The 25,742-nt window shown below is 32.9% G+C and carries 23 protein-coding genes; 8 read left to right on the top strand and 15 right to left on the bottom strand.

The features are described 5' to 3' along the window. Positions 1–25 precede the first annotated feature (25 nt). Genes PBV87_RS02540 through PBV87_RS02530 form a run of 3 tightly spaced genes read right to left on the bottom strand, consistent with a single transcriptional unit; the run spans position 26 to position 3,134 of the window. The gene (locus PBV87_RS02540) at positions 26–487 is read right to left on the bottom strand and encodes a hypothetical protein (RefSeq protein WP_271011033.1); all 462 of its coding nucleotides are present in this window, start codon (positions 485–487) and stop codon (positions 26–28) included. Positions 488–539: 52 nt separating this feature from the next. Beyond that, on the bottom strand, positions 540–2,333 hold the full coding sequence (locus PBV87_RS02535; protein WP_271011032.1) for an LTA synthase family protein: 1,794 nt from the start codon (positions 2,331–2,333) through the stop codon (positions 540–542). A gap of 15 nt (positions 2,334–2,348) precedes the next feature. Then, complete coding sequence (locus PBV87_RS02530; RefSeq protein WP_271011031.1) at positions 2,349–3,134, bottom strand: hypothetical protein; 786 nt, start codon at positions 3,132–3,134, stop codon at positions 2,349–2,351. Between the two features lie 149 nt (positions 3,135–3,283). Between PBV87_RS02530 and PBV87_RS02525 the strand changes: the two genes are divergently transcribed. From PBV87_RS02525 to PBV87_RS02510, 4 genes are all read left to right on the top strand, one after another. After that, positions 3,284–3,685 carry a tetratricopeptide repeat protein gene (locus PBV87_RS02525; RefSeq protein WP_053985823.1) on the top strand — a complete coding sequence of 134 codons (402 nt, stop codon included), beginning with the start codon at positions 3,284–3,286 and terminating at the stop codon, positions 3,683–3,685. A gap of 12 nt (positions 3,686–3,697) precedes the next feature. Further along, positions 3,698–4,594 (top strand): DUF5685 family protein, encoded by an 897-nt coding sequence (locus tag PBV87_RS02520; protein WP_271011030.1) that lies wholly within the window; start codon positions 3,698–3,700, stop codon positions 4,592–4,594. Then, positions 4,595–5,137, top strand: coding sequence for a hypothetical protein (locus tag PBV87_RS02515; protein ID WP_271011029.1), 543 nt, complete (start codon positions 4,595–4,597; stop codon positions 5,135–5,137). An 87-nt stretch (positions 5,138–5,224) separates the two neighbouring features. Continuing rightward, on the top strand, positions 5,225–5,683 hold the full coding sequence (locus PBV87_RS02510; protein WP_271011028.1) for a DUF4430 domain-containing protein: 459 nt from the start codon (positions 5,225–5,227) through the stop codon (positions 5,681–5,683). A 384-nt stretch (positions 5,684–6,067) separates the two neighbouring features. Here the strand turns inward: PBV87_RS02510 and PBV87_RS02505 are convergent, their stop codons facing one another. Further along, entirely contained in the window at positions 6,068–7,900 is a 1,833-nt protein-coding gene (locus PBV87_RS02505) for a family 10 glycosylhydrolase (RefSeq protein WP_271011027.1), read from the bottom strand. A 629-nt stretch (positions 7,901–8,529) separates the two neighbouring features. On the opposite strand from PBV87_RS02505, the gene PBV87_RS02500 reads away from it, so the two are divergent. Continuing rightward, positions 8,530–9,657, top strand: a complete 1,128-nt coding sequence (locus PBV87_RS02500; RefSeq protein ID WP_271011026.1) for a GNAT family N-acetyltransferase — start codon at positions 8,530–8,532, stop codon at positions 9,655–9,657. Positions 9,658–9,779: 122 nt separating this feature from the next. Here the strand turns inward: PBV87_RS02500 and PBV87_RS02495 are convergent, their stop codons facing one another. Continuing rightward, positions 9,780–11,558, bottom strand: coding sequence for a M3 family oligoendopeptidase (locus PBV87_RS02495; protein WP_271011025.1), 1,779 nt, complete (start codon positions 11,556–11,558; stop codon positions 9,780–9,782). 169 nt (positions 11,559–11,727) lie between these two features. On the opposite strand from PBV87_RS02495, the gene PBV87_RS02490 reads away from it, so the two are divergent. Continuing rightward, positions 11,728–12,297 carry a hypothetical protein gene (locus tag PBV87_RS02490; protein WP_271011024.1) on the top strand — a complete coding sequence of 190 codons (570 nt, stop codon included), beginning with the start codon at positions 11,728–11,730 and terminating at the stop codon, positions 12,295–12,297. A gap of 78 nt (positions 12,298–12,375) precedes the next feature. Further along, on the top strand, positions 12,376–13,236 hold the full coding sequence (locus PBV87_RS02485) for a tetratricopeptide repeat protein (protein ID WP_271011023.1): 861 nt from the start codon (positions 12,376–12,378) through the stop codon (positions 13,234–13,236). A gap of 47 nt (positions 13,237–13,283) precedes the next feature. Here the strand turns inward: PBV87_RS02485 and PBV87_RS02480 are convergent, their stop codons facing one another. The 4 genes from PBV87_RS02480 to PBV87_RS02465 all read right to left on the bottom strand — a co-directional run bounded on the left by PBV87_RS02480 (position 13,284) and on the right by PBV87_RS02465 (position 18,711). Then, positions 13,284–14,273 carry a 3-oxoacyl-[acyl-carrier-protein] synthase III C-terminal domain-containing protein gene (locus PBV87_RS02480; RefSeq protein WP_271011022.1) on the bottom strand — a complete coding sequence of 330 codons (990 nt, stop codon included), beginning with the start codon at positions 14,271–14,273 and terminating at the stop codon, positions 13,284–13,286. A gap of 33 nt (positions 14,274–14,306) precedes the next feature. Continuing rightward, positions 14,307–15,836, bottom strand: a complete 1,530-nt coding sequence (locus PBV87_RS02475; protein WP_271011021.1) for a methyl-accepting chemotaxis protein — start codon at positions 15,834–15,836, stop codon at positions 14,307–14,309. A 160-nt stretch (positions 15,837–15,996) separates the two neighbouring features. Continuing rightward, positions 15,997–17,271 carry a metallopeptidase TldD-related protein gene (locus tag PBV87_RS02470; protein WP_271011020.1) on the bottom strand — a complete coding sequence of 425 codons (1,275 nt, stop codon included), beginning with the start codon at positions 17,269–17,271 and terminating at the stop codon, positions 15,997–15,999. Positions 17,272–17,283: 12 nt separating this feature from the next. Next, positions 17,284–18,711, bottom strand: a complete 1,428-nt coding sequence (locus PBV87_RS02465) for a TldD/PmbA family protein (RefSeq protein ID WP_330680337.1) — start codon at positions 18,709–18,711, stop codon at positions 17,284–17,286. 177 nt (positions 18,712–18,888) lie between these two features. Between PBV87_RS02465 and PBV87_RS02460 the strand changes: the two genes are divergently transcribed. Further along, the gene (locus PBV87_RS02460; RefSeq protein WP_053985835.1) at positions 18,889–19,230 is read left to right on the top strand and encodes a hypothetical protein; all 342 of its coding nucleotides are present in this window, start codon (positions 18,889–18,891) and stop codon (positions 19,228–19,230) included. Between the two features lie 67 nt (positions 19,231–19,297). Here PBV87_RS02460 and PBV87_RS02455 read toward each other — a convergent pair whose 3' ends face one another. The 6 genes from PBV87_RS02455 to PBV87_RS02430 all read right to left on the bottom strand — a co-directional run bounded on the left by PBV87_RS02455 (position 19,298) and on the right by PBV87_RS02430 (position 25,714). Beyond that, the gene (locus PBV87_RS02455; RefSeq protein ID WP_271011019.1) at positions 19,298–20,656 is read right to left on the bottom strand and encodes an SGNH/GDSL hydrolase family protein; all 1,359 of its coding nucleotides are present in this window, start codon (positions 20,654–20,656) and stop codon (positions 19,298–19,300) included. A gap of 504 nt (positions 20,657–21,160) precedes the next feature. Beyond that, the gene (gene bioA, locus PBV87_RS02450) at positions 21,161–22,546 is read right to left on the bottom strand and encodes an adenosylmethionine--8-amino-7-oxononanoate transaminase (RefSeq protein WP_330680336.1); all 1,386 of its coding nucleotides are present in this window, start codon (positions 22,544–22,546) and stop codon (positions 21,161–21,163) included. Positions 22,547–22,605: 59 nt separating this feature from the next. Then, on the bottom strand, positions 22,606–23,298 hold the full coding sequence (gene bioD, locus PBV87_RS02445) for a dethiobiotin synthase (RefSeq protein WP_271011018.1): 693 nt from the start codon (positions 23,296–23,298) through the stop codon (positions 22,606–22,608). After that, positions 23,291–24,259: a biotin synthase BioB gene (gene bioB / locus PBV87_RS02440; RefSeq protein ID WP_271011017.1), complete on the bottom strand. Its 969-nt coding sequence runs from the start codon at positions 24,257–24,259 to the stop codon at positions 23,291–23,293. The genes bioD and bioB overlap by 8 nt, the downstream gene beginning before the upstream one ends. Positions 24,260–24,279: 20 nt before the next feature. Then, positions 24,280–24,855 (bottom strand): biotin transporter BioY, encoded by a 576-nt coding sequence (locus tag PBV87_RS02435; RefSeq protein WP_053985840.1) that lies wholly within the window; start codon positions 24,853–24,855, stop codon positions 24,280–24,282. Positions 24,856–24,925: 70 nt separating this feature from the next. Further along, positions 24,926–25,714: a response regulator transcription factor gene (locus PBV87_RS02430; RefSeq protein WP_271011016.1), complete on the bottom strand. Its 789-nt coding sequence runs from the start codon at positions 25,712–25,714 to the stop codon at positions 24,926–24,928. Positions 25,715–25,742: the final 28 nt, after the last annotated feature.

The following is a 25,742-nucleotide window of genomic DNA, read 5'->3' as shown; positions in this document are numbered from 1 at the left end:
ATCAAATTTTAACATTCTATTCTTATTATAAAATTTCTACCACATACTCTTTATTTTCATATTGAGGAAATTTAGCTCTTTCTACTACAAGACCACATGGGAAGGTTGCAAAAAGTACCTCTTCAAAAGTTCCAGATAACTCACCTTTTGCCACAAGTTCATTAAAAAGTATTTCTGCCTGTTCTCTATGGCTTTCAAGAATAATATTATATGTCCCTACATGCCCCATATTCTTGCTAATTTCCCCTGTTTGAAGACGTTCTTGCACACGGTCATTTTGCATATCTATCATAATCTCTGCGATTAAAAGACTTGCAATATCATGCTCTAAAATAGCTTTAATACGTTCTTTAAGATCCGCATCATCTGTTCGATAGTATAATTTTGTAAGAGCTGTTAAGTTTGGCATTTTTAATTCTTCACCATTTGCTTTTACAAAAATCACTTCATCATTTGTATATTTAAGTGTATCAAGTTGTTTCATCATCAGTGTCATCTTCCTTACTGTAGTCTATTTTTATTCTTTTATTAGCTTATCATCAATTTTCTTCAATGCCAAGTCTATTATACTGAATCATCCATAAGTTATTGAGTGTTATTTTTTCTTGTTCTGTTAAGTCTTCTAAAGTTTTAATCTGCCCTTTTCCATCAATAACAAAATGCTCTCCATAAGCCTTTAATATCTTACTCGTATCTAAAAGGTAGTTCATATAGGCATCTTTATGATAACCAATATAATCTAATACTTGCCCCCCTAAATACGTTGCATCAATGGTTCCAAAATCCTTCTGAGGTAAATTGTAATTATTCCATATTACAAAAGGTGTTTGATAAAGTTTTGCACAGTCTTCCTTATCAAAGTTCCCTTCTATAAAATCACTATCTTTATATAGTTCATATTGTTCATCTAAGGCTGGTAAATGATCACCGTACATAACAATAACCGTTGGTTCATCTACTTGACTAAAATAATCTATAAGCTGCTTCAATGCCTTATCTGAATCCTTTATGCTATTTACATAACTGGTTAAACTATTTAGCTGTGTATCTGATAAATTAGGATGGGATACCGTAATATTATTCGCTGTATAGGTATCACTATAAGGCATATGATTTTGCATGGTTACAACATGATAAAACAAAGGATTATTATCTTTATGCTCATATAGATCTATAATTTTGTCTACTAAAGCTTCATCCGAGATATAGCCCCTTGCTAACTTAGGATTTTCAAAATCCTCACTTGCAATAAACTGGTCAAGCCCTAAGTTTGGATAAGCTTCATCACGTGAAAAGAACTTCTTCTCATATCCATGTAAAGCAACTGTCTTATAGCCTTCTGCCTTAAGTAACTTTGCCATACTTTGAGTATCTTCATGTACAAACTTACTATATGCAATATTGCTTGGGTCCGTAAAATATACAGATTCTCCTGTAAGAACCTCGTACTCTGTTTGACTCGTACGCCCACCATATATAGAAGTAGCAATACTTCCTTTTGCAAAGCTATTTTGATAATCTTTAAAGTTACTTAAAGGATTCTCTGAAAAACTTACTTCTTCTAGCTTTGTTACATCAAAGAACGATTCATTCATAATCATAATAATATTAGGTTTAACTTTCATTTCTTCTTCTGTACCCATTTGATAAGGTGCCAGCAGTCTTTGCACCTCTTCTTCACTGTAACCTTCTGGCTTCTCTAGCATAAGTTCCATAATTTCTTGAGTAAAGCCAACTATAAACCCATTTTCATTATACTGCTCATTTACTGTAAGATCTGAGGAATGAACGCTGATGTCCTTCTCACTAGGACACACTTTAACGCCTACTATTGCTGTTGTAAAAAATAAAAGGGCACAAAGTATTGTTCCAACAAAGCGATAACCTTTTTTTAACTCAATCCATTTACATTTAAATGCACTAATAATGATAGTGATAGACAAAAGTACGCCTATTACAACATTTCGCTCTATTCGTATATTCATCTCTTTACTAATACTCGCAGCTTCCCCTGCAAGTGCTAAATCTGCCGGTACTAAATATTCTCCACTAATGACAAACTTATAAAAAGAGATGACACATAGTGTCATATAGATTCCACCTACAATCAATACACTAGTTCCTATCTTATTAAACATTATGGAAAATATCATAAGTAAACTAAAAATTAAAATCCAATTTATAATAAAGCTTTTAGGATAGTCATATACCCACTTAAAAAGCCCAAAGAAATTCTGTCTGAGTAGTGCTTCCCCACAAAATAAAATAAGAAAACTAAATAGAATCATCCATCCTGAACTTATATAAAATTCTTTTTTTAAATCCCTTTTCATTCCCTCACCACATTCTTATAAAATCTTTTTACACCATCCTAGCATCTCTTCTCTAGTTCCTTTTTTATAGTCAATAACTCCAATTACTTCATCTTTATTAACAAAAATTCTATCATCTTTTTGAGGCAAATGCCAATAAAAACAACCTTCAGAGTTTACTCTTTTACTTAAATGTTCTATTTTAGTGCCTCCAAAAAGTTTTTTTACATAGTGATCGTATTCTAAAACTTCATCTCCTTTTTTTACCCATGTTTCATCTGCAATCAATGAGTTCAAATCTACGATATCTTCAACATGCAAATACTGTTTTTTCCCTTCTTCTTTTCTTTTATATAACGTTGCAGGGCTAAGTACTAATTCATATCGTAAGGTGGTTTCATACTTACTCCAATCCATATCTAATACATACTTATAGATGTCAGCAACTGCAGCAGGAAGTTTATCTGCCTCTTCCTCATATTCATTACCTTCTTTTATTATACGCCCTTGCTCTTTTTGTACAACCTCTAGCATTGGTTCTATACGTTCGGCATAGATTTGTTCACTTTGTGCCACATATCGCTTTGCCTTCATAAGCCATTCATAAAAGCGTATGTCGTCAAAAAGAAAAATGAGACGGTTATTTTTAAAATTATTATACTTAAGAGGATATTGCATATATTCCAATAGTTTTTCAAAATCCTCATAATGATACACTTCCCACGAATCTGCTTTCTCAAATTTAACTTCTTTAATTTTCTCTTTGTAATAATCTCCTACGTATATTTCATGCTTATAATATAAAAATATAATTGTATCCATTGTTCTCATCCTACCTTCTGCTATTCAAATCATTAACTATTGTATACCTATTTTAATCATTAGACCACATTAATTTGTTATAGTATTTATGTACTTAACTTGCTATAATAGAATAAAATAAAAATGATAAGTAAAACGAGGTGATTTTCATGTCTTCCACTTATGAGGAAGTATGTACCCTTCTTTCTAATAGGGAATTTAAAAAAGCGGAATCTTGGCTCATTGGTCATCCTATTAAAGATGATAAATGGCATTTTTTATATAGTAAAGTATTAATGCAAAAAGCATGGTTTGACTCAGCTAAAAGTCATTTAGAAAAAGCTATTGCACTTAATCCTTCTAATGAAGGTTATAAAAAGCAACTTGCTAGCTTTATGGCTAGACCTGGTCGTTATAGTGATGACTACTATAATGCTAGACGCTATAGAAGACGTAGCGGATGCTGTTGTTGCTGTTGTGACGATGATTGTTGTCACTTTAGTTGTCTTGATCTTATCTGCCTAGACTCTTGTTGTGAATGTATGGGTGGCGATTTAATCGAATGTATTTAAAGGGGGCTTCTTATGTTTGGTTATGTTACACCCTTAAAAGATGAACTTAAAGTACGTGAATTTGAAGCCTTTAAAGCCTATTATTGTGGTCTATGTTCTCATATTAAGCAAAACTTTGGTCAACTTCCACGTATGGTTCTTAATTACGACCTCGTTGCACTGGCTCTTCTTTTAGATGGATTAAGTCCAAATAAAGCTTACGTGCAAAAACGTTCTTGTATGGTACATCCTGTTAAGAACAAACCTATGATTGTTAATAATGAAGCTTTAGACTATGCAGCAAGTATGAATGTATCCTTAGCATACTATAAACTTCTAGATGATGTAGAAGACGAACGCAATCTTAAAAGTGAAGCCTTTGCTTCACTTTTAAAACCCTACAGTTCTAAGTTTAGCCCTGATGTAGTCAAAGTTAATCACTTAATTGAACGTGAATTAAAAAATTTACATGTTCTTGAAAAAAATAAGGATTTTGATTCTATTGATGAAATCAGCCATCCTTCTAGCTTGATTGTGGCTAATATTTTAAAACACTATCCTTATTCTTTTGAAAATGATAGCCCTGAACTTCGAGAACAGCTTTTTGATTTTGGGTATGCCCTCGGAAAGTGGATTTATGTTATTGATGCATTAGATGATTTAGAAAAGGATATGAAAACTGGGCAATTTAATCCTATTGTTATTCTTTATAATCATGAAGATTTAAGCTATGAAACTTTAGTTAAAAAAATTCGTGAATCTATTAGTTTTACACTTTTAAACTGTGGCTATAACTGTAGCCATCTTTTAAAAGCATTACCACTCAACCGTCATCGTGTACTACTTCATAATATTATTAATTTAGGCATGATGGATAAATATAATAAAATCATTTCTCCTTGTGCCCATCATTGTAAGGGAGGTAAATAGATGTCTACAAAGCAACTCGTAAGTGGTAGTATTTTAACTGCACTTACTATTATTATCTTGTATTTAACTTTACTCATTCCAACAAATACACTGACTTTGCTTACATTAGCATCTATTACTGTACCTATTGCACTTATTCGAGAAAATGTAAAGACTTCCTTAATGGTCTATATAACCTCTAGCTTATTAGGGGTTATTCTTTTACCACTTAACATTAGTTTACTTTATATCTTATTCTTTGGCTGTTACGGAATCATTAAATATTTTATTGAAAAACTAAATCGTATTCCTCTGGAATGGTTACTAAAACTTATTTTTTTCAATATAATGTTTACTCTCGCCTATTTTTTATTTGATAACTTAATAACCCCTGGTGCTTTTGCTGGACTGATTAACTTAATACATCAGTTATTTCCTGGTTTACAACTTCCACCTACTGTTATTATTTTTGTTTTAGCTCAAATTGGTTTTATTATTTTCGATTATGTATTTACATTACTTATTGATTTTTATTATACTTACTGTGAACAACATATAAAGTAATATTATACTCTCTGTATTTGTAACTTCTTTTCTTTTATAGAATAGACTAAATACAGAGAGTATTTCTTTTATTAAAGGATGATGACTATGAATAATTTACTTCCGTTAGCAGCACTAGGCTTGTTTTATTTAAATCATCAAAAAGCATCTTATAGACAATCTGACTCAGATACAATGCCAATTACTTTCTCTGTACTCGGACCAAGTGCTGCTACAATTTTACTACCTCCTACTCCAGAAGATGTTACTATTGGTGATTCCGTTCTTCAAGCCTCAATAGAAGTATTTACTAATCAAAACATCCCCTATGTATTAGGTGGAAAAAATAATAACGCTTATATTACAAGTATTAATAATATCACTCAAAACGATTATGGTAGCTCTAGTCGTTGGTTTTATAAAGTAAATGGTACCTTTTCATCTCTCCCTCCTACTGATTACACACTTAAAAGTGGAGATATTGTTGAATGGCTCTATACAACCAATGATGGCATAGATATTGGCGTACCTTTTAAAAACACTGCAGGAAAAAATAATACACCTTAAATAAATCTTAAACATACAAAAAGGAACGCATTCATCATTAAGATTCTGCGTTCCTTCTTTATTAATACCTTCTATAGATATTATTACTTTGGATATTCCGTTCCCCTACGTTCTCTATCTCTTATAGCACTTCTATCCCCTTATAGTACTGCCATCCCTTATAGCAATACTACTTCTCTTATTCCCCTGTTCTTGCTTTCCCCTTATGAGAATAGATTATATCTACTTTTTAGTGCCTTTTTTTATTTATGTAACGAACACTACAAACTTATGTAGTGAACTAAGTTATTTAATATAAATTAATATATGACTTACAAAAAATTAAACATAACTTTACAAATGAATAAAAAAGTAGTGTGTAGTTATCCTACACACTACTCAACTCTATTCAATTGTAATAATTTTACTACTACTATTCCAGTCAACTTTGGCTCCTAATTTTTCACTAATAAAGCGAATGGGTACCATTGTTGTTCCATTAACCATTTGCGGTGCCTCAAGTAAAGTTTCAGTCTTCCCATTAACCATAGCCTTTTTGCTATCTATAGTTAAAACCATCATATTATTATCTTGTTGAATAATAATACTTCTACTTTCACTTTCCCATTCTACCTCTGCACCTAAGTTTTCACTAATAATACGAAGTGGTACAAGTGTTGTCCCATTTTGAATAAATGGTGCTACTGGTGGCTTAACTTGTTTCCCCTTAATAATTAGTTTGATTGTTCCATCACTTACTGTTTGATCATTTGAATTAGGTGGAATAATTACTTCTTGATCCTCCTCTTCAACTACTTCATTATCTCCTAATATACGAACATAATTAGAACTTACAAAACCTACTTGTCCATTTGTAAGTCCTACTTGATACCATCCATTTGCCTCTGCAAAAATAGTTACTTTTGTCCCTTTATTCAATTTGCCAATGCTACTATAAGTAGTTCCTGGTCCTTCTCTAAAGTTAAGACTATCTTCTGTAACAACGCCCATTTTCCCTACTAATTCTGGATTAGAAGTATCACCTGTTTGCCCACTATCTACCTGGTCATCCTTGATCTGATCATCACTATCATCTACCCAGGAGCCTTTATAGTAAGTTTGTAATGCTGTTGAGACACCTTTCCTATTATTCATTAAATCTTTCATACTGAAATAAATACTACCTTCAATCTGGGGGTATTTTTCATTTTCTTTTAACTGAGTAATCATTTCTTCTGCTACAGTATCTTTGTAGATACCTTGCCCTATGTAAAGTTTTACCTTTGTTCCTTTAACTTCATTTGACCACCACTCTACAAGTGTCTTGTAGTTAGCTGTTTGATGTGTTGTCTCCCAATAAATCTGAGGTACTACATAATCAATCCATTCATTTTGTATCCATGTTCTTGTATCTGCACAAACAGTGTAGTAAGACTCTCCTCCACCTGTGTTAGATCCTGTTGGATCACTTTTTTGGTTTTTCCAAATACCAATTGGACTAATCCCAAACATCACATTAGGCTTTGTACGTTCAATAACCTTGCTTACACGTTTTACCATATCATTAATATGTTCTCTTCTTGCATTTGCAGTAGGCCCATCTCTATCTTCACCTGCTGGAAGTGGGTAATTAGATGGATAGAAATAGTCGTCAAAATGAATACCATCAATATCATAGTTTTTTACAAGTTCTTCAACTGTATCTACAATGTGTTGCTTTACTTCTTCTAATGCTGGATTATAGTAATAAGCATTGTTATAAGACATTACCCACTCTGGATTAAGTCTCGCTGGATGAGTTAAACTCAAACTATTTAAATCTGTTCCTGATTGCGTTACACGATATGGATTTAACCATGCATGGATATCCATTCCTCTCTTATGTGTTTCTTCAATCATAAACGCTAATGGGTCATATCCTGGATATAATCCTTGTGTTCCTGTTAAAACATCTGACCATGGATTAATATTTGAGACATATAAAGCATCTGCCTTTGGTCTTACTTGCACCATAATCGTATTAATCCCAATTTCTTGCATACGATCTAATTTTTTGATAAATTCTTGTTTTTGAGCTGTGGCATTATTCTTATTTTGTACGCTTGGGAAGTCAATATTACTTACTGTTGCCATCCATACTGCTCGCATATCATCATTATGCTGAGCTGCTTGTATTTGGCTTGGAAAAATACTTACCAAGGAGAATATAACAAGTAATGCCATCATTGTTTTTTTCATCTTTCTTCTCCTTTTTTGTCTTATTTTAATACATTTTTATTATACTCATCTATTATATACCATAATATGCCTGTTTAGGGTTTTGTCATGAAATCGTAAAGAATTTGAAAAAAGGGTATGATTTTATACCTTTTGATAATACTAATTTATAAGAATCAACCAAGGAGGACATCATGAACAAACATTATAAAGATAATGGCAAAACATCTAGCGACCCTAAAACAGGTAATACAAAAGGTCATATTTCTTCAAAAGCAGGTATCAAAGATCCTGATACTAAATAAGACATCGCATAATCCTATACTCTTACAACTTTAAAAGCCATGCATAGATTGTAACTATGCATGGCTTTATATTTATAACTGAATAAATTTCTATTTTACACACTCACTATCCTTTTACAGTATCTACAACACTCTCTTTAATAACATGTTTTTGACAAGTTAAATAACTATAATCCCTATTACATTATCTATTTTTTTAATATTAAATTTTTCAATCTCATAATTAATTTTACATTCCATTTAGACTAATACTCTTTTTTTTCGCTACTTCTTTAAAACTCTTGTTCCTTACTTTATTTTACTCTACAATAAAATTATATCTAATTTATTCTTATAGGGGGATTTATGATTAATTATACCATTGGTACATCATCTGAATACGCTGATTTATTGGATTTCGGTAATTACGTTTTTAAAATTGATTTTAAAGAGCTTCTTCCTAAGCTCTATGACGGAAGAGAAGATTTAGCACCTTATCATTTTATAGCTAAAGAAAATGACCGTATTAAAGCTATGGTAGGATGTTTTCCACTAACTTTACAAACTGGAGACCACCTTTTAAAAGGTATGGGAATTGGTACTGTTTCTGTTCATCCTTATAGTCGTGGGCAAGGACATATGAAACAACTTATGAAAAATGCTATGTCCTTTATTGAGACTGAACAAGCTGACTTTGCTATTTTAAGTGGCCAAAGACAACGCTATGAATACTTTGGCTTTACACCAACAGGCTCACTAATACATTTAGTTGTTGACAAAGTAAACTTAAAACACAAAGGAATTACTCATTCAACTACAGATACACTTAAGTCTTTTGATACGCTATCTCAAGATGATCTACAACAAATCTCAAATTGGCATCATGCTAAACCACTTCATAGCATTCGTCCATTAAAAAATTTTGTTACTATTTGTAAATCTTGGGAAGCAAAGCCTTATGCTCTTTACAATGATGGAATTCTAAAAGGATATATGATTCTTGCTGGCTCTAATATTTTAGATTTCTACATTGAAGATACTAGCCTTCTTGGCTCATTCTTATCTTTAATCTTAAATAAACTAGATTTAGATGGTGTTAACTTATCTATTGGCTTACACGATCAAGAGAATCTTAAATACTTGATGAGTTTTGCGGAAAACTATAGAATGGCTACGGCAACACAACTTAAAATTGTAAACTATCAAAATTTCATCCAAGCCTTCCTAGAACTAAAAGCAAGCTATGAACCTCTTGAAAAAGGAAAACTTATTTTAGAAATCAAAGATCAAGTAATACTCTCAATTGAAGTTAGTGATACTATCCAAGTTTCACCTACAACACATACACCTGATATCAGTCTATCTCACTTAGAAGCCACACACTTTATCTGTGATCCAGTTAGCTTCATTCCTCAAGAACTAAGAAGTTTTAGTCACCTTATTCACTCTTGGTTCCCACTCCCATTTAGCTATTGTCATACTGATAATGTCTAAGTATCTATAAAAAAGGACGAACATATTGCAATTTAATATGTTCGTCCTTTTTACTGTACGATAAATATTGGGGTAAGTGTGAGGGCATGTAGGTAAGCTTATTGTATTCCAACTTCTCAAATTTAAATTTCGTAGCTTAATTTGATAAATGTATCAATATCTTCTTCTATTGTTTTAAGAGATGCTTTCCAGAACTCAATATCATGAACATCGATGCCTGCGGCCTTTGTAACATCTACGATTTTATTTTTACCTGTAAGTGCAAGAATTTTCTCATATTCTTCTGGGAAAGTCTCTGGCTTTTTACAGTATTCTGCATAGAGACCTTTTGCAAAGAGAAGACCAAATGCATATGGGAAGTTGTAGAAGTTTCTGGTTGTGAAGTAATAGTGTGGTTTCCATGTCCACATATATGGATGTAAATATTCTGGGTCCAAGCCATCACCATAAGCTTCTTTTTGTGCATTTAGCATGGCATTCTTAATTTCTTCTACTGTAAGTGGGCTCACTTTACGTTTTTCAAATACTTCTGTTTCAAATAAATAGCGTGAATAAATATCTACAATAACTTGTGTTGCATCAGAAATCTCTGTTTCCAATATAGAAAAGGCTGCTTTTTTATCTACTTCTTTAATAGCAGCTTTTTTTACAATAGTTTCACAGAAAGTAGATGCTGTTTCTGCAAGTGGCATTGGATAAGATGTATTAAATGGTGATTCATTATTTAAACATGCACCATGGAACCCATGTCCTAATTCATGAGCCATTGTAATAACATCACTAAAGCTATTGCCATAATTAAGTAAAAATCTAGATTGTTTGATGGTACGAATTGTAGAACAGAATGCCCCACCACGTTTACCTGCTCTTGGATATACATCAATCCAGTGATTATCAAATGCTTTAACTGCATAGTTTCCTAAGTTCTCACTGAACTTTCTAAATTGCTTTTCTACAAAATCTTGCCCATCTTCATAGCTATAAGTCATATCTGCATCACATACTGGTGCATACATTTCATAAAATGGTAACCCATTTTTATAACCTAAAAGTTCTGCTTTTCTTCTTAAATAACTTCTAAACTTAGGGAAGCTTTCACGCATTGCACCAAGCATTGCCTCAAGTGTCTCACGGTCCATACGAGATTGATTAAGTGTCATCTCAAGTGGAGATTCGTATCCTCTTAAAGCACATACAGATATAGCCTCTCCTTTAATACCATTGAGTGCAGCTGCTACACCATCCTCAATTTTTTTATATGAAGCAATTTCAGCATGATATGCACGTTCTCTTACCTTTTTATCTGTGTCATATGCCATATTAAGTGCAACTGTTAATGGATACTCTTTCATCCCCTCTTCTTCTTCAATCTCTACTTTATGAGTAGAAATAATAAGATTCTTATAATCTTCCCATGCTGAAGAACCTGTTTCTTTTAATTTTGCTAACATGGCTTCTTCTTTTTCACTTAAGCTATGTGCATTGTTAGCTACAATTTCGCTTAAGTAAAAACTATGTTCTTTAAGAAGAGGTGACTTTTCTAATAATGTAGCTAAATCTTCAATTTGGGCAATCCATTTATTCACTTTCGCCATAGGTCCTGCTAATTCATTTCTTTTTGCTTGCAAAATTGCATTGTTCTTAATCGCAGGTTCATTTTTTGAATCTGTACTAAGGGTTAAATGAATAAATGCACCTAATCTTTCTTGATAGCTATATAGTTCTAAATCTTTTTTCATAAAGTTCTCTAACTTTTCAAGTTCATCCTCATGATTATTAAAATTTATGTCTATCCATTCTTTCATTTCATCAACTAAAATCGAACTTTTTTTTAAATCTTCTTTGAATTTCTCACTTTCAAATGAATCATATAAAGGGGTTAAGTCCCACTCTAATGCCATATTCACTCGCCTCACTTTCAATTTACTTTATTTTTTAGTTTTTGTTATATATTTCATATTATAAGTTAACATTTGACTTATGTCCATTAATCTTGTTTTTTTCTGTCATGTATATTTTTTTTATACTTGCAGATAATAAATGACAAATATTACTTATTGGAGGTTTACTATGAAACGTAAATTAGCTTTATGGGGCGTCATTGCTCTAACCCTTTCATCATTATTAGGAACTGTTTGGGCAGCCAATAAACTCTATCCTATCAAGGCATCCTTAAATAATAATTATAAGTATACCCTTGATGGCAAACAAATTATGAAGAACGTTCCTGCCATTATTTATAACAATCAAGTTTATGCTCCTATTTATAACCTAGCTAAAGATCTTGGCTATAGCGTAACAGTTACAGAAAGCGAAACAAATCTTGTAAAATCAACTACTAGTACACCAACTACTCCAGCTCAACCTAGCGATACTGTTACTATTGATCGTGCGCAAATCATTGCAATTAACTTTGCAGATGACACAGTGACAGTTGTTCCTGCCGGAAAATCTACTGATACTAAAAATCAAATCGTACTTAAAGTTACACCTGAAACAGCTATCCAAAATAGTAAAAACAAAAAAGCTTATAAACTATCTGATTTAAATACAGGTATTGATGTAAAAGTTGTTCATTCTTCTGCTATGACTAAATCTATACCTCCTCAAACAACAGCTTATAGTATTACCATTTTATAACTTTACTCAATATTTTTCCTTCCTTGCTTTATATGCTATAATAAGAGCTAAACATTTATAAAAAGCAGAGGAAGAATTATGGATATAACACAGTTGGGCGAAATAGCCTACGAAGATGGTAAATATTTAAAAGCACTTAATTACTTTTTACAAGCTTACAACGAAGATCAAGATACCTATACTCGCTTAAATATTGCACTATGCTATCAAGCGTTAAATAATAAAGAACAGGCTTTTTCAACTTATGAAGCCATTATCAAGGAAGATCCAGATGAGTCTATGGCCTATTATGGTATCGCTTCTTTATATGATGATGATCAAAACTATGAAATGGCTATTGCTCATTATCAAAAAGCTATTGAAATAGATCCTTTTTATGATAGAGCCTATTTCTTTTTAGCCAATGCTTATGATATTTTAGGAGAAACCTCTAAAGCTATAGAGACTTATAAAGCACTTCTTGAAATGGTTCCTGATGATTTTTGGGCGCTTACTAATCTAGGGTCTATCTATGAAATTCAAGGTATGGTTGACTTTGCACACCAAATGTTTAAGCGCGCCCTAGCATTAGAGCCACATCATTCAGTGGCACTCTTTAACATGGGTGTTATAAGCTCTAAGCTTAATCGTTATACCGAAGCCATTCATTATTACAAGCAATCTTTAACTCATGATACTTCTTATCCTTATACTTATTTAAATCTGGCAGTTCTCTATAAAGAACAAGGTGAAATTGAAACAGGATTAGAAATTCTGAATGATGGTATTTCTCATATTGTTGAAGAAGGTTTTCTCTATTATAATAGAGCTTGCTTCCACGCCTTACTTGGGCATCTTGAAGAAAGTAAAATAGATTTAGAAAAAGCAATCAAGCTTCATACTGGCTTTTTAGAATACTCTAAGAAAGACCCAGATTTAAAAGCTGTTTTGTCTCATTAAAAAAGGACCATAATGGTCCTTTTTTGCTACTCATAAACTTTTATTACTTAATACTTCATAAGAATACTTACTATTGTCCAATGTGTCCCTACTGTCCACATGTTAATTAAATCGCCTCTTTGTATACGCTTTTCTTTTATAGCTTCATAAAGTGCTATAAAAGGTGACGATGTTCCTGTATAACCATACTCATTCCCTATGTATATAAACTTATCCCTTGGCACATCTAATGCCTTACTACAGTTTTCTACCAATCCTAATGCATATTGTGAAGAACAAATGAGTTTAATATCTTCTAATGTGTAAGCATTTCTATCTAACAGTTCTATTAATGCATCTTTCATATACCCCGCTACAAAATCTGCGTCAAAAGGTGTCCACTTCATATATAGTTCTTCTACCTTTTCTGTTACACATTGTGAAAAACCTTTTTGAGGGTAAGTTACTAATCCCCATGTCTTACCGTCTGTACGATATGTACTATCAATAAAACCAGATTCTTGTTCTTTTGTTCTTTCTAAAATAACTGCACATCCTGCATCTCCAAATATAGGATAGGTATACTCATCTTTGTCTGTAGTTGTAAAAGTTAAGCACTCAGCTCCTACAATAAGTGCTTTTTTAAGATATGGTTTGGCCTGCATAATTTGTACTACAGTATCAAAGCCAGTTAACATTCCTGCACAGTTAACATTGATATCCATAACCTGTGCCTTTCTACTGCCTTCAATAAGTCCATGTAAAATAACTGCCTGTGAAGGAATTAAATACTCTGGACTTTGAGAACAAAATACTATAATGTCTATATCTTCTCCCTTCAAACCCTCTTTTGCTAAAAGTACTTTTGTAGCTTCATACCCCAATGATAATGTATTTTCTTTTTCTCTATCAGCTATATAATACTGTTCTCTTCCATAACCTTCTAATAACCGCTCAATATTTTTTCCTTGCTTTTTAAAATGCTCAATATAAGAATCAGCGTATACAACATTTTGTCCTCGCTGAACTTCAATACCTCTAATTTTTATATTTGTCATCTGATATACCTCTTTTATTAGATATTAAAAGTATTATTTTAGCAAAGCTTGGATCTCATCAATAATTTGGTTTAAATCTTCGATATGACATACAATTTGTTCTATAGCATGTTTATTGTCTTCAACTAATTCTGTTATTCCCTCTACTTGAGTCACTTCATCTTTCATGCTATTTGTAACTTCTTCATTAAATTCTACCGTCTGCTTCGTATACCCATATTGTTTTTCTGCCAATTCATCTACAACCGTTACTTTATTAGCAGCTACTTTTAGCTGTTCTAACATCTGATTAATATCTTGTTCCATTTGAGTAATTACATTGTTATGATCCCCTATTTGCTTTGTATTTTCTCTCATAAGACCTTCTACTAAATTAGCATCTTGCTTGAAGTTATTAATCACTTCATTTACATTTTGTAAAGATTTTGTAGTGCTATCGGAAAGTTTCTTCACCTCATCAGCTACAACTGCAAATCCTCTACCATGCTCCCCAGCACGTGCAGCTTCTATTGATGCATTTAATGCTAATAAATTAGTTTCATTTGCAACCTGTTCTATGATATTTAATAGGCTATCCACTTGAGTTGTTTTACTTTGTAGCTCCTGTGCAACTTCTAGTGTATGATTGGTAGAAGTTGCAATTTCTTTATTAATATTTAAAATATTATTTAGCTGTTTCTCATTATTAATAAATAACTGCACAAGCTCATTAGAAATATTTTGTGTTTCTTTCATTTGGTTTGATATATTGGCTACCCCAGTTTTTAGATTTAAAAGATTTTCTCTACTTTGTGATGACTTATCAAGCATCTTAGTATTACCTTGTACGATTCTTCTACTCACTTCATATATATTTTCCATAGAAGCTGTTTCCTCTTGTGCAATACAAGTTAAGGAATGAGAAGCATCTGTCAACTTATCCATTAGTAAGCTTACTTTACTAATAATCATCTTTAATGCTTGGTTATTTTTCATCATACGTTCTTGCCCTACATTTGCCAAAATATGTCCTGAGAAATAGCTCATAACCACAATAGCAGCAGTATTTAACCCTCCAACTAAAATCAGTGCAATTACTTCATCTCCTACAGGAACACTTTTAAGCACTGTTATAGGGTGTGTCATAAAATACATTACAATGATGGCAATATTTATGATGACATTAATCACTGTAAGCTTAAAATCTTGCTGTAAGGCTACTAAAACTGTAAAGAAAATACACGTTGTCCAAAGTATTAATGATGGCATTAAATTAATTACCATTCCAAAGTTTAAAATACATATAATAAGTACACATGCTTTAAACTTTTGGTAAGTCTTAATTACTATTTTATTTCCATCATACATTTTTTTTAGAATGTAACTTAAGATTATTATCTCTAATATTCCAATACATTCAAAAGCTATAAATCCTCCTATCGGTTTAGATGTGTAAAATCCAAATAACCTACACCCTAATGAAACAACCATCGCTGCAGCAATAGCCCCAACAACGATCCAATACGTAGCTTTTGCTACAGACGTCTGATAAAACTCTAACGTTGTCATCTCTTGATTATCCATATTGAGTTCTCCTGCTTTTTATATTTGTTTATGGGTAGCATAAATATTATATAATATTTTAAACACTAGTTCAAATTAGAATTGATAATTAAATTATGTTTTCAGTCTGATTTCATAATAAAAGAGACTATTGTGTCAATAGTCCCTTCCTTATTTTAACCTATTCTCCTGCAACCATTATATCTTCTAAGCAGATAGATACTGGACCTTCATAACCTTTTCTTACTTGACATTCCTTTGAAAGCATCAAATTATGCTGTACTTCTTGAATATTACCTGAAATTGAGCCACCTGTAAGTGGTGTAACTTTATCCCCTTCATGATAAAGAGCAAGTCTCATTTCTCCACCAAAATCTCCAGTAAAAGGATCTATTTGAAAATCGGAAAAGCTAAGGACTTCTAAATAAGTTCCTTGTTTCATTTCTTCTAATGTATGTGTACCTTCTGCAACTTTCACAGTACCATAAGACCCTGTTGGCTCTATACCTAGATAATGAGCAAACTTACATGCTCCATGAATAGTTTTTAAAACACCATCTTGAAGTAATACACGGTCTACCATTTTGATACCTTCACCACTATAGGGATCTGTTGCTTTTAATATAATATTTAGCTTATCCCCTTTTACATCTTCCCCTTGCACACAGTCTTCTACTTTAAAATTAGAGTACTTTGGATAAACCATGCTAGATGCAGATTTAAAGGTATAGTAATCTAACAAAGTTGCTATATGGATATCTGATAATATAACTTTGTACTTACCTGTACGAGGATTGTCTTTTGCTTGTGCTCTTAATGCCGTTGTTTCTAGTGCACCTTTTACTTTAAGTGCAAGTGCCTCACATTCTAAGTTTTCATAATAGAAATCATGATAGGTCTCTACATCTTGAGGCACTCTACATTGAACGACAAACTCTCCTTTTGCACAGTATTTTTCATAGGATACATCTATCCCTTCTGAATTTAAAATATGTATTGTACGTTTTTCAACGAAGACTTCACTTGAATTTATAAAAGTTTCTTCTTGCGTATCATATTTAAATAAGGCATCTGTAAGCTTTCTAATACATTCTTCTAAAGAATAACTTGCTAAAGAGGTCTGAGTACATATCCTATCTTCTTTCTCTCCTTTAGGTAAAGGATAGTAAAGATTGTTTACAAAAGAAGCAGCATAATATGCATCTTTAAGTGTATCATCTACTTCTTCATAAGACATACTTGGATAAATCTTTGCTGTTGCAGAGCCTCTCATCTTTGTACCATCTTTTTCAAAATCACGAAATACATTAACAACATAGTGTGTTACTTTTTTCATGCGACTCATATCAAGTTCTTTTTTTACAAAGAATAACTCTACAGACTCTACTTCTGCTTCATTAATAAGATAGGTCTCTATCTGATTTATTTTAAGTGCTTGTAAAATTTGTTCTTTCATCATCTTCCCCCCTTATCCTAATCTTACTCGTGTTTTAATATATGGACCACCAGTAGATACTTTGACCCATTCTTTATAGCCTTTACCACAAGCACCTGTACCTACTAATTGTAGATCCTTAGATACCATAGAAATCGATTTTAATAAATCTGGTACATATCCTGTTAATACAACTGGTGAAAAGATTTTACCTGTTAACTTACCATCTTTAATTTCTCTTGCAATACTTACCATACATTGGATTCCCCAGTTTTTAGGGTCTTCCATACCACTAGCACTTGCATCAAGTAGATAGCCATCTTGAATGGAAGCAATCATTTCCTCTAAACTAGAATCTCCTGGTTTAAAATAGGTATTAGTCATACGTGTATACGCTTTTCTTTCATAGCTTTCACGTCTACCATTGCCTGTTGGTATAGTACCTAATTTCATAGAAGTTAATCTGTCACTAATACCTTGTTTTAAGATCCCTTTATCGATAATAACAATATCTTGGGCAAGTGTGCCTTCATCATCAAAGAAATAAGAACCTGTATTTTCTACACCAACTGCCCCATCATGCATTGTAACAAGAGGGGAAGCCACATATTCATCAATGTATTCTTTTGCAAGGGCACGGTCTTTAACAAACATATCCATCTCTACACCATGTCCAAAAGCTTCATGTGCAATAAGACCTGATACATCCGGTGCACAAATCACATCATATGTACCTGGTATCATTTTTTCACTATGTAGAAGTTCACAAGCTATTTGTACAATTTCTTCTACCGAGCTATCCATTTCATTTAATAGCTCACTTCCACAAGCCCCTGAGAAGCCTTTATAATGATAGTTATTTTTGTTACCATCATCGCTCATACACATTAATGCACCCGTTGACCACATCAGGCTTTGCTCCAAATCTTTATTATTAGATAAAAAGCATTTACTAATTTCTAGGTATTCAAAATCTGCACGAAAATCAACAACTCTCTCATCTAAAGATTTTCCTTTAGAATGTAATGCTGTTAATATCTCTATGATTTTTTCATCCCCTAAGCTGCGTGGATGTTGGTCTATTTCTTTTGCTTTAGAGAAAGTACAGCTTTCTTCTTCAAGCTTTTCATATTGTCCTTCGGTAAGATTATCACTCAAATCCTCCGGCAACTTATTTACTTTCATAATTTGGTTTAAAAGTTCATCTATACTATTTGCATCTATTTCATTAAAAACATACTCACTATAGCCTATACCATTATAAACTTTAGCAACAAAGCCTCTTTCATCAAACATGCCATTTCCAATATTGGTCCCTGCACGTGATACGCGATAACTTTTCCCTTTAGCATCTGTCCCTAAAATAGAAGCATATGGGTAAACTTCTAATAACTTATTTAATAAACTTATCAAATAAGGCTTAACCTGTTTTAAATAAGGGCTCATTTCTACTTTCATCATTTCACCTTCCTTTTCTAGATTGTACTATACTTTTTTATTCTATTATGTAAAAATTCTAAATTCAACTCTATTTTCATATATTAAACATTAATTTTTGTTAATAAATAGTGCTTTTTATAAACTATATGGTATACTAAGACATATTAACAAATGAGGCGAAAAGCCAGGAGGTACTTTATGAAACTATCTGACTTTCATGTTCAAATAGGCACTAAGTCCATCAATGGAATATGGGCTGCCATTCTTGCAATCGTCATTGCAATCCCTATCCTTGCACTTGTAGGTGTTATTTTAGCAGGGGTATTTTCTATTGTTGGTGTCATCATTACAATCGCATTAGGTATAGCAGGTATTGCTATTATTATAGGACTTCTTTCACTCCTTATCCCAAAAAGCTGGCGTGAAAAACTAGGTATTCATGTAAACTTCTCTCGTGAGCATGCACAAACTTCTAAACCTAAAACGACGCCTGATGGAAAACCTATTATTGATGTAGACTTTGAAGAAGAAAATAAATAAGAAAAGCTACTGCATTTAATGCAGTAGCTTTTCTTATATCTAATACTTCTAAGTAATTATGTACTTATTATACTTTTAACTTATAAGCCAACTGTAGCATTTGAGATTTTTCATTCCATAAGCCCAGTGTCTTAACTGCTCCATGAAACATATTAAGATGTCCTGCTGCCCCTGGGTGAATACAGGATTCATCCCCAGCTGCAATCCAACCACCGCGTTTAATCATTGCCAGATGAACTTGGCCCATTTGCATCCATTCATCATAATGATTAATCAGTATAATTTCATTTTCTTTTGCACATTCTTTTATGGCTTCTACATATGGAATAAGTCTTATACCTCTTTCACTTGGTGCATCTAAACAAGGATTAGGTGCACGGAGCACAGGGATAGCCCCAACTTCTTTAATATCTTTTACTATTTTATAAAGATTTTTTCTAAAGTCTTCTAAACTCACGTCACTTACACAATCATTGGTTCCAAACATAATAAAGACCACATCTACATACTTTTTGTACGTCTCAAATCGTGCTTTATAGTTTTCAAGTTGGTCTTTTGTTGTAGCACCTGATACAGCTGTGTTAATAACCACATCGCCCACTCTTCCATACTCATCTTTCAAAAATTGCTCAAAGAGCTGAGGAAAACTTGCATACCCATGTGTATGTAAGGCACCATGTGTAATACTATCTCCTATAAATAACCAACGTAATGGTTGATCTTTATCTCTTTGAATAAGTGACTTGATAGAGCAAGCATATGGATTTTCCTCTAGCGTACTTTGCCCCTTCTGATATGTCTCCACTACTTCATCTAATGCAAAAGTTGTTACATCACCAATAGTTCCCTGCATCAATTGGTAGCCTATCTCTAAATGTCCGAGTGTATCTAATTCACCTTTACTATAACTTTTCCCTTTGGTCACACATTGATTATAATGATCTATTAGTATAATCATATGATCTTCTTTTGCCATCTCTATCATTACCTGAGCACACTTGTGAGCTTGCTGATTAAGATCATCTTCTTTTGCAGGTACAGGAGTCTGCAGTATAACTACAGCACCTATTTGTTTTACTTTTTCTACAAATATTTTGAGTGCTTCTTCAAACATACTCACCGTTTCAAATTTACCGTGATAATCTTCTGGCCCTGCTAAAAAGGCTACTGCCTTAGGTTGATACATACTTACTAATGTATCAAATTTCTCATTGATTGATTTTATATTTTGACCTGCTTGAGCAGTATTGATTGTATAACGTTCTCTTGTCCCAACGTGGTCATTATCTCGCTTTTCCCATCTAATATGTTCTTCAAAATGTCCAATGAAATTTCTAGCGCCTTGTGTTTGATGCCATCCTCCTTGTACATTTATTCCTCCTGTAAATACCCATGTGTTACCACTCTCTAGATTAAATAAGTCCATGCAACCTTCTCCTTGTACATTTATATATAGAAAAAGCTAATTTAAGTTGTCCCCCCTTAAAACACATAGACAAACTTAAATTAGCTTCTTTGTAGTGCCCATTGAGCTACTACTACGCTATATTCTCCTTTATAAAACCTTCCTAATACTATACTTTGCTTACCAGGTACAGCAGTCCTTCACCTAATTCCTCTCTTAGTGAAAAAAGCATCCCTCTTTTTATTATACACTGCAAGGTTTCAATTTAGGCACCCTACACTTATGGATTACATTAAGTATAAAACTAGTCATGTCTATAATCTTATAGAATGTAGCTTAATCGTTAGTGCTATATAATAGCCACTTTTACTATTATATAGTTAAAGAATTGATAGCAATTCTTTTTACAATTTAATTATATAAACGTTTTTTAGACAAGTCAATAATATTTTGCTATCAATCAAAAATATACTTATTATAAATACCTAATATATATCTTATATAATGAAGAAACTCATTTTAAAATCAAAACTTAGATTTGTTAATTACTCCATTAAAATAGGTTTCTATACTTGCTTTGCAAATTGCAATCATCTCATCCATTTCTTCTTCTGTCATACTAAGAGGTGGATTAAAATAGAGTACATTGCCTAATGGACGTAGTAATAATCCTTTTGACACTGCTATTTTATAAATCTCATATCCTATTCTTAACTCACTTGAAAATGGCTCCTTTGTCCTTTTATCTCGTACAAGCTCAATGCCATTAATAAAACCAATATGACGGATCTCACCTACGTAAGGTAAATCTCCTAGTGCATCCTCTACTTTCTTATGAAATAAAGCATTTCTACTTGGTAATCCTTCTAGTATTTTTTCGTCTTCAAAAATATTTAGTACTGCAAGTGCGCAACTTGCACCTAGAGGATTGCCACTATAAGTATGGCTATGCATAAAAGATTTCCCCTCTAAATAATCTGCATAAAAGGCGTCATATACTTTATTCGTAGTGGCTACTAAAGCCATCGGCATATATCCACCGGTCAAACCTTTAGATAGACAAATCATATCTGGGCTTATACCTGCATGTTCACAAGCAAACATTTTCCCTGTACGCCCAAATCCAACAGCTATTTCATCTGCTATTAAGTGGATGTCATACTGGTCACATGCTTCTCTTAGCTTCTTCAGATAAATAGCTGGATATATTTTCATCCCTGCTGCTGCTTGCACCAAAGGTTCTATAATAAAAGCTGATACTTCTTGTCCATAAATCTTTAATTCCTTTTCTACTTTCTCAAAGCATTCTGCTTGACAATTCTCTCTACACTTTCCATATGGACAGCGATAACAATCTGGTCCTTGTACTCTTGTTACATCTATCATAAGTGGCTTATAAACTTCTGTATAAATGTCTAAATCTCCCACTGATAATGCACCTATGGTCTCACCGTGATAAGCATCTGTCAAAGCCATAAAACGTTTCTTATTAGACTGCCCTATTTGTGCATGATAATGGAAACTCATTTTAAGTGCCGCCTCTACAGCAGCGGAACCATTATCCGTAAAGAAAAACTTATCTAGCCCTTTAGGCAATACTTTATGCAACCTGTCACACAGTTCAATGACAGGCTTATGTGTAAAATTAGCAAAAATCACATGCTCTAAACTTTCTACTTGTTTGCAAAGTGCAGCATTGATTTTAGGATTTGAATGTCCAAATAAATTACACCACCAAGAACTTACTGCATCTAGATATACATTACCGTCTGTATCATAAAGTCTAAGCCCCTTTCCTTTTTCTATCACTATAGGCTTAAAGCTTTCATAGTCTTTCATCTGAGAACAAGGATGCCATATATATTCTAAATCCTTTTCTATATAATCCATTACCTCTTCACCTCTTGCCATTTCATTAATACCTATTCATTTTTTTATTTAAATGAGTTTATTAGCATGAGCTCATCTAGCTAACTATATAGTTCAACAAGCTTCTCTATATCTAACTCAACTTGCTTCTCTTTGCATTTCATTCTTGGAATAGTTGCTATAACCTCCACTTTACTTAGACGTTCTATCATTTGCCTATTATCCTCATGTAATCTATTTCCTATTTCATACTCATTAAGAATAATCCCTTTAATAGGTATTCCTAATTGTCTGATATAAGCAACTGTTAGTATGGTATGATTGATTGTTCCAAGTCCTGCACGTGCTACAATCACCACTGGAAGTTCTAATAACTTTATAATATCTTCTAACAAAATCACTTCTGTATCACTTACTTGAATAGGACAAATAATACCGCCACTTCCTTCAACAGTAATATACTCATATCTTTTAGAGAGCGCCTCATAATCTCTTTTGATCTTATGAAGTTTAATAGGTCTTCCTTCTATTTGTGAAGCAAGATGAGGAGAAACTGCTGTTTCAAAAGTATAGGAAACACATTTATCATATTCTTCCTCTATACCTGCTCTTGTCAAAACTTCCTTTGCATCACCTGGTATAAGTTTATCGCCCTCATAATAACCACCACTTAAAGCTGCCTTATAATATCCTGCTTGGATACCCTGTTTTCTAAGTGCCTCTACTATAAGACTGGTTACAAAAGTCTTTCCCGCATCGGTATCTGTTGCTGTAATAAATATTCCTTTACTCATCTAACTTCACCTCATACTCTAAGCCTTCTAATAGTTTAAAGTCATCTTGAATGGTATTACCACATGTCGTAAGTAAGTTTCCACTAATCGTGGCATTGGCACCACCTTTAAAAGCATACCTACCTGCATCAGTTAACTGACTTCTACCTCCAGCTAAACGGATTTTAGCATCTGGATGAATAAATCGATAGATGGCTATGGTTTTTAAAACTTCTTCTTCTGCAATAGGCCTGATTCCTTCTAACGGTGTACCTGGAATTGGAACAAGAACATTAATAGGAATAGACTTTACTTCTAATGCCCTTAAGTCAAATGCCATATCTATACGATCTTCTAAAGTTTCTCCCATTCCAAATAAGCCTCCGCTACACACTTCCAATCCCACTCTTTTGGCTGCTTGTAATGTCTCTAGTTTATCCTCGTATGTATGTGTTGAACAAATAAAAGGAAAATAGCGTCTAGAAGTTTCTAAGTTATTATGATAACGCCTTACACCACTTGCCTTTAACTTCTTCATGTCCTCTTCTCCTAAAAGTCCATGAGAAGCGCAAAGTGAAATCCCCACTTTTGTATGTATTTGTTCATATATAGGAATAATAGCTTCCATATCTTTTTGATTTAAACGTTTACCTGAAGTCACAATGGAATAACGAAGTACACCTTCATCCTTATGTTCTTTAGCATCTCTTAAAAATGTAGCTGCCTCTTGTAGAGGATATACCTCTGCTATTCCCTTATAGTGAGCTGATTGAGCACAGTACTTACAGTCTTGTGAACAAGCTCCACTTTTCCCATTAATAATCGCACACATATCAAAACTGTTCCCACAATGCTTTAATCTAATTTCATCTGCATACTGACTCAGTATAGGTTGAGGATACTGCATGAGCTTCATTGCTTCATCTTTTGTTACTTTGTAACCTTCTAATACCTTATCTTTAATTGCTGTAAGCCAATCCATCTTCTGACCTCCTAAAGTTATTATGCCACTGCTCTCATCTTCCTAAGAATAGGAATAAGTTTGGTACCAACTACTGCTGTTACAGCACATAGAAGTATATCACCAGGTGCACAAATAATTGCACCACCCCATACTGCACTCCAAAGTCCCATTTCATTTCCTATATAAAAGTTATAAATGGCATACATGTAGATTACACCCAATACATACACCACTAATAATCCTACTAATGAAGCTATAAATAAATTTTTAAAGTTAACTGTTTTTAAGTATTCCATGCATTTCCCAATCACATAAGCCCCTACTATAAAGCCTATTAAATATCCAAATGTAGGTTTAAGTATATAGTGAAATCCACCACCTTCTGTAAAAATAGGAATACCTACTAACCCTACTAAAACATAAATAAGTTGAGATAATCCACCTATTTTAGCACCTAATAATACACCTGCTAGTGCACTAAATAGAAATTGTAGTGTAAAAGGTACTAGTGGTGGTGGTAATGGTATTTTAATAAATGCTCCTATAGCTGTTAATGCTGCAAATAATCCACATAATGTTAACGTTCTTGCATTAAATTGCTTAGTATTTTCCATATTTTTTTGCCTCCTTTAGTTTAAAAATAAGTTAACATACAAAAAAATATAAGTCAACTTAATTTTTCATTTAAGTTGACTTATATTTTTGATTCATAAATTCTTTTGGCGAAAGTCCTACCCATTTTTTAAATACTGTACAAAAACTCTTATACTCAGAAAAACCTACCTTTTCAGCAACTTCATAAATCTTATATTCATGACTTAAAAGTAACTCTGTTGCTTTTTGAATACGATAGCCATTTAAAATTTCTCCAAAGGTATGACCTGTTACTTGTTTAAACTTTCTACTCAAATAGCTACTACTAATTCCCATTTCATCTGCTATCAATTCAATACTTAAATGTCCGGTATATTCTTGCGCAATCATTTCTAATACTTTCTCAACTTGAGGTTGGGTCCCCTTTGCCTGCTCTAATAAAATGACTGGGTTATAGAGTCTCTCTTGTTCTTTCGCTAATTGTTTAATATCTTGAATTTGACCCTTTTCTTCAATTTTTTGTCTCAGACGTGTTAATGCACTTTTTAGATTCTCCTCATCTACAGGTTTTAAAAGATAGTCAAAAACTTGTAACTTAATTGCTTGTTTCGCATATTCAAATTCCTCGTAACTAGTAAGTAAAATACTTTCAAAATCATGTATCTTCTTCCCTTTTCTAATCATCTCTATCCCATCCATTACAGGCATACGAATATCTGTAATTACAACATCTGGAAGATATTCTTCAATAAGTTCTAGCCCTTCTTGCCCATCACTTGCTTCTCCTACTATTGAGCATCCCATCTCTAGCCAATCTATTGTGCTTATAAGCCCTTTACGAATAATCCACTCATCTTCTACAATTATTATTTTTAGCATCTTTGTTCCCCCTACTACCTTGCTGCAG

This window comes from Holtiella tumoricola (assembly GCF_027857615.1).
Lineage (GTDB): Bacteria > Bacillota > Clostridia > Lachnospirales > Cellulosilyticaceae > Holtiella > Holtiella tumoricola.
The sequence above is the reverse complement of the archived record's forward strand: the minus strand, read 5'-3'. Positions and strand labels throughout refer to the sequence as shown.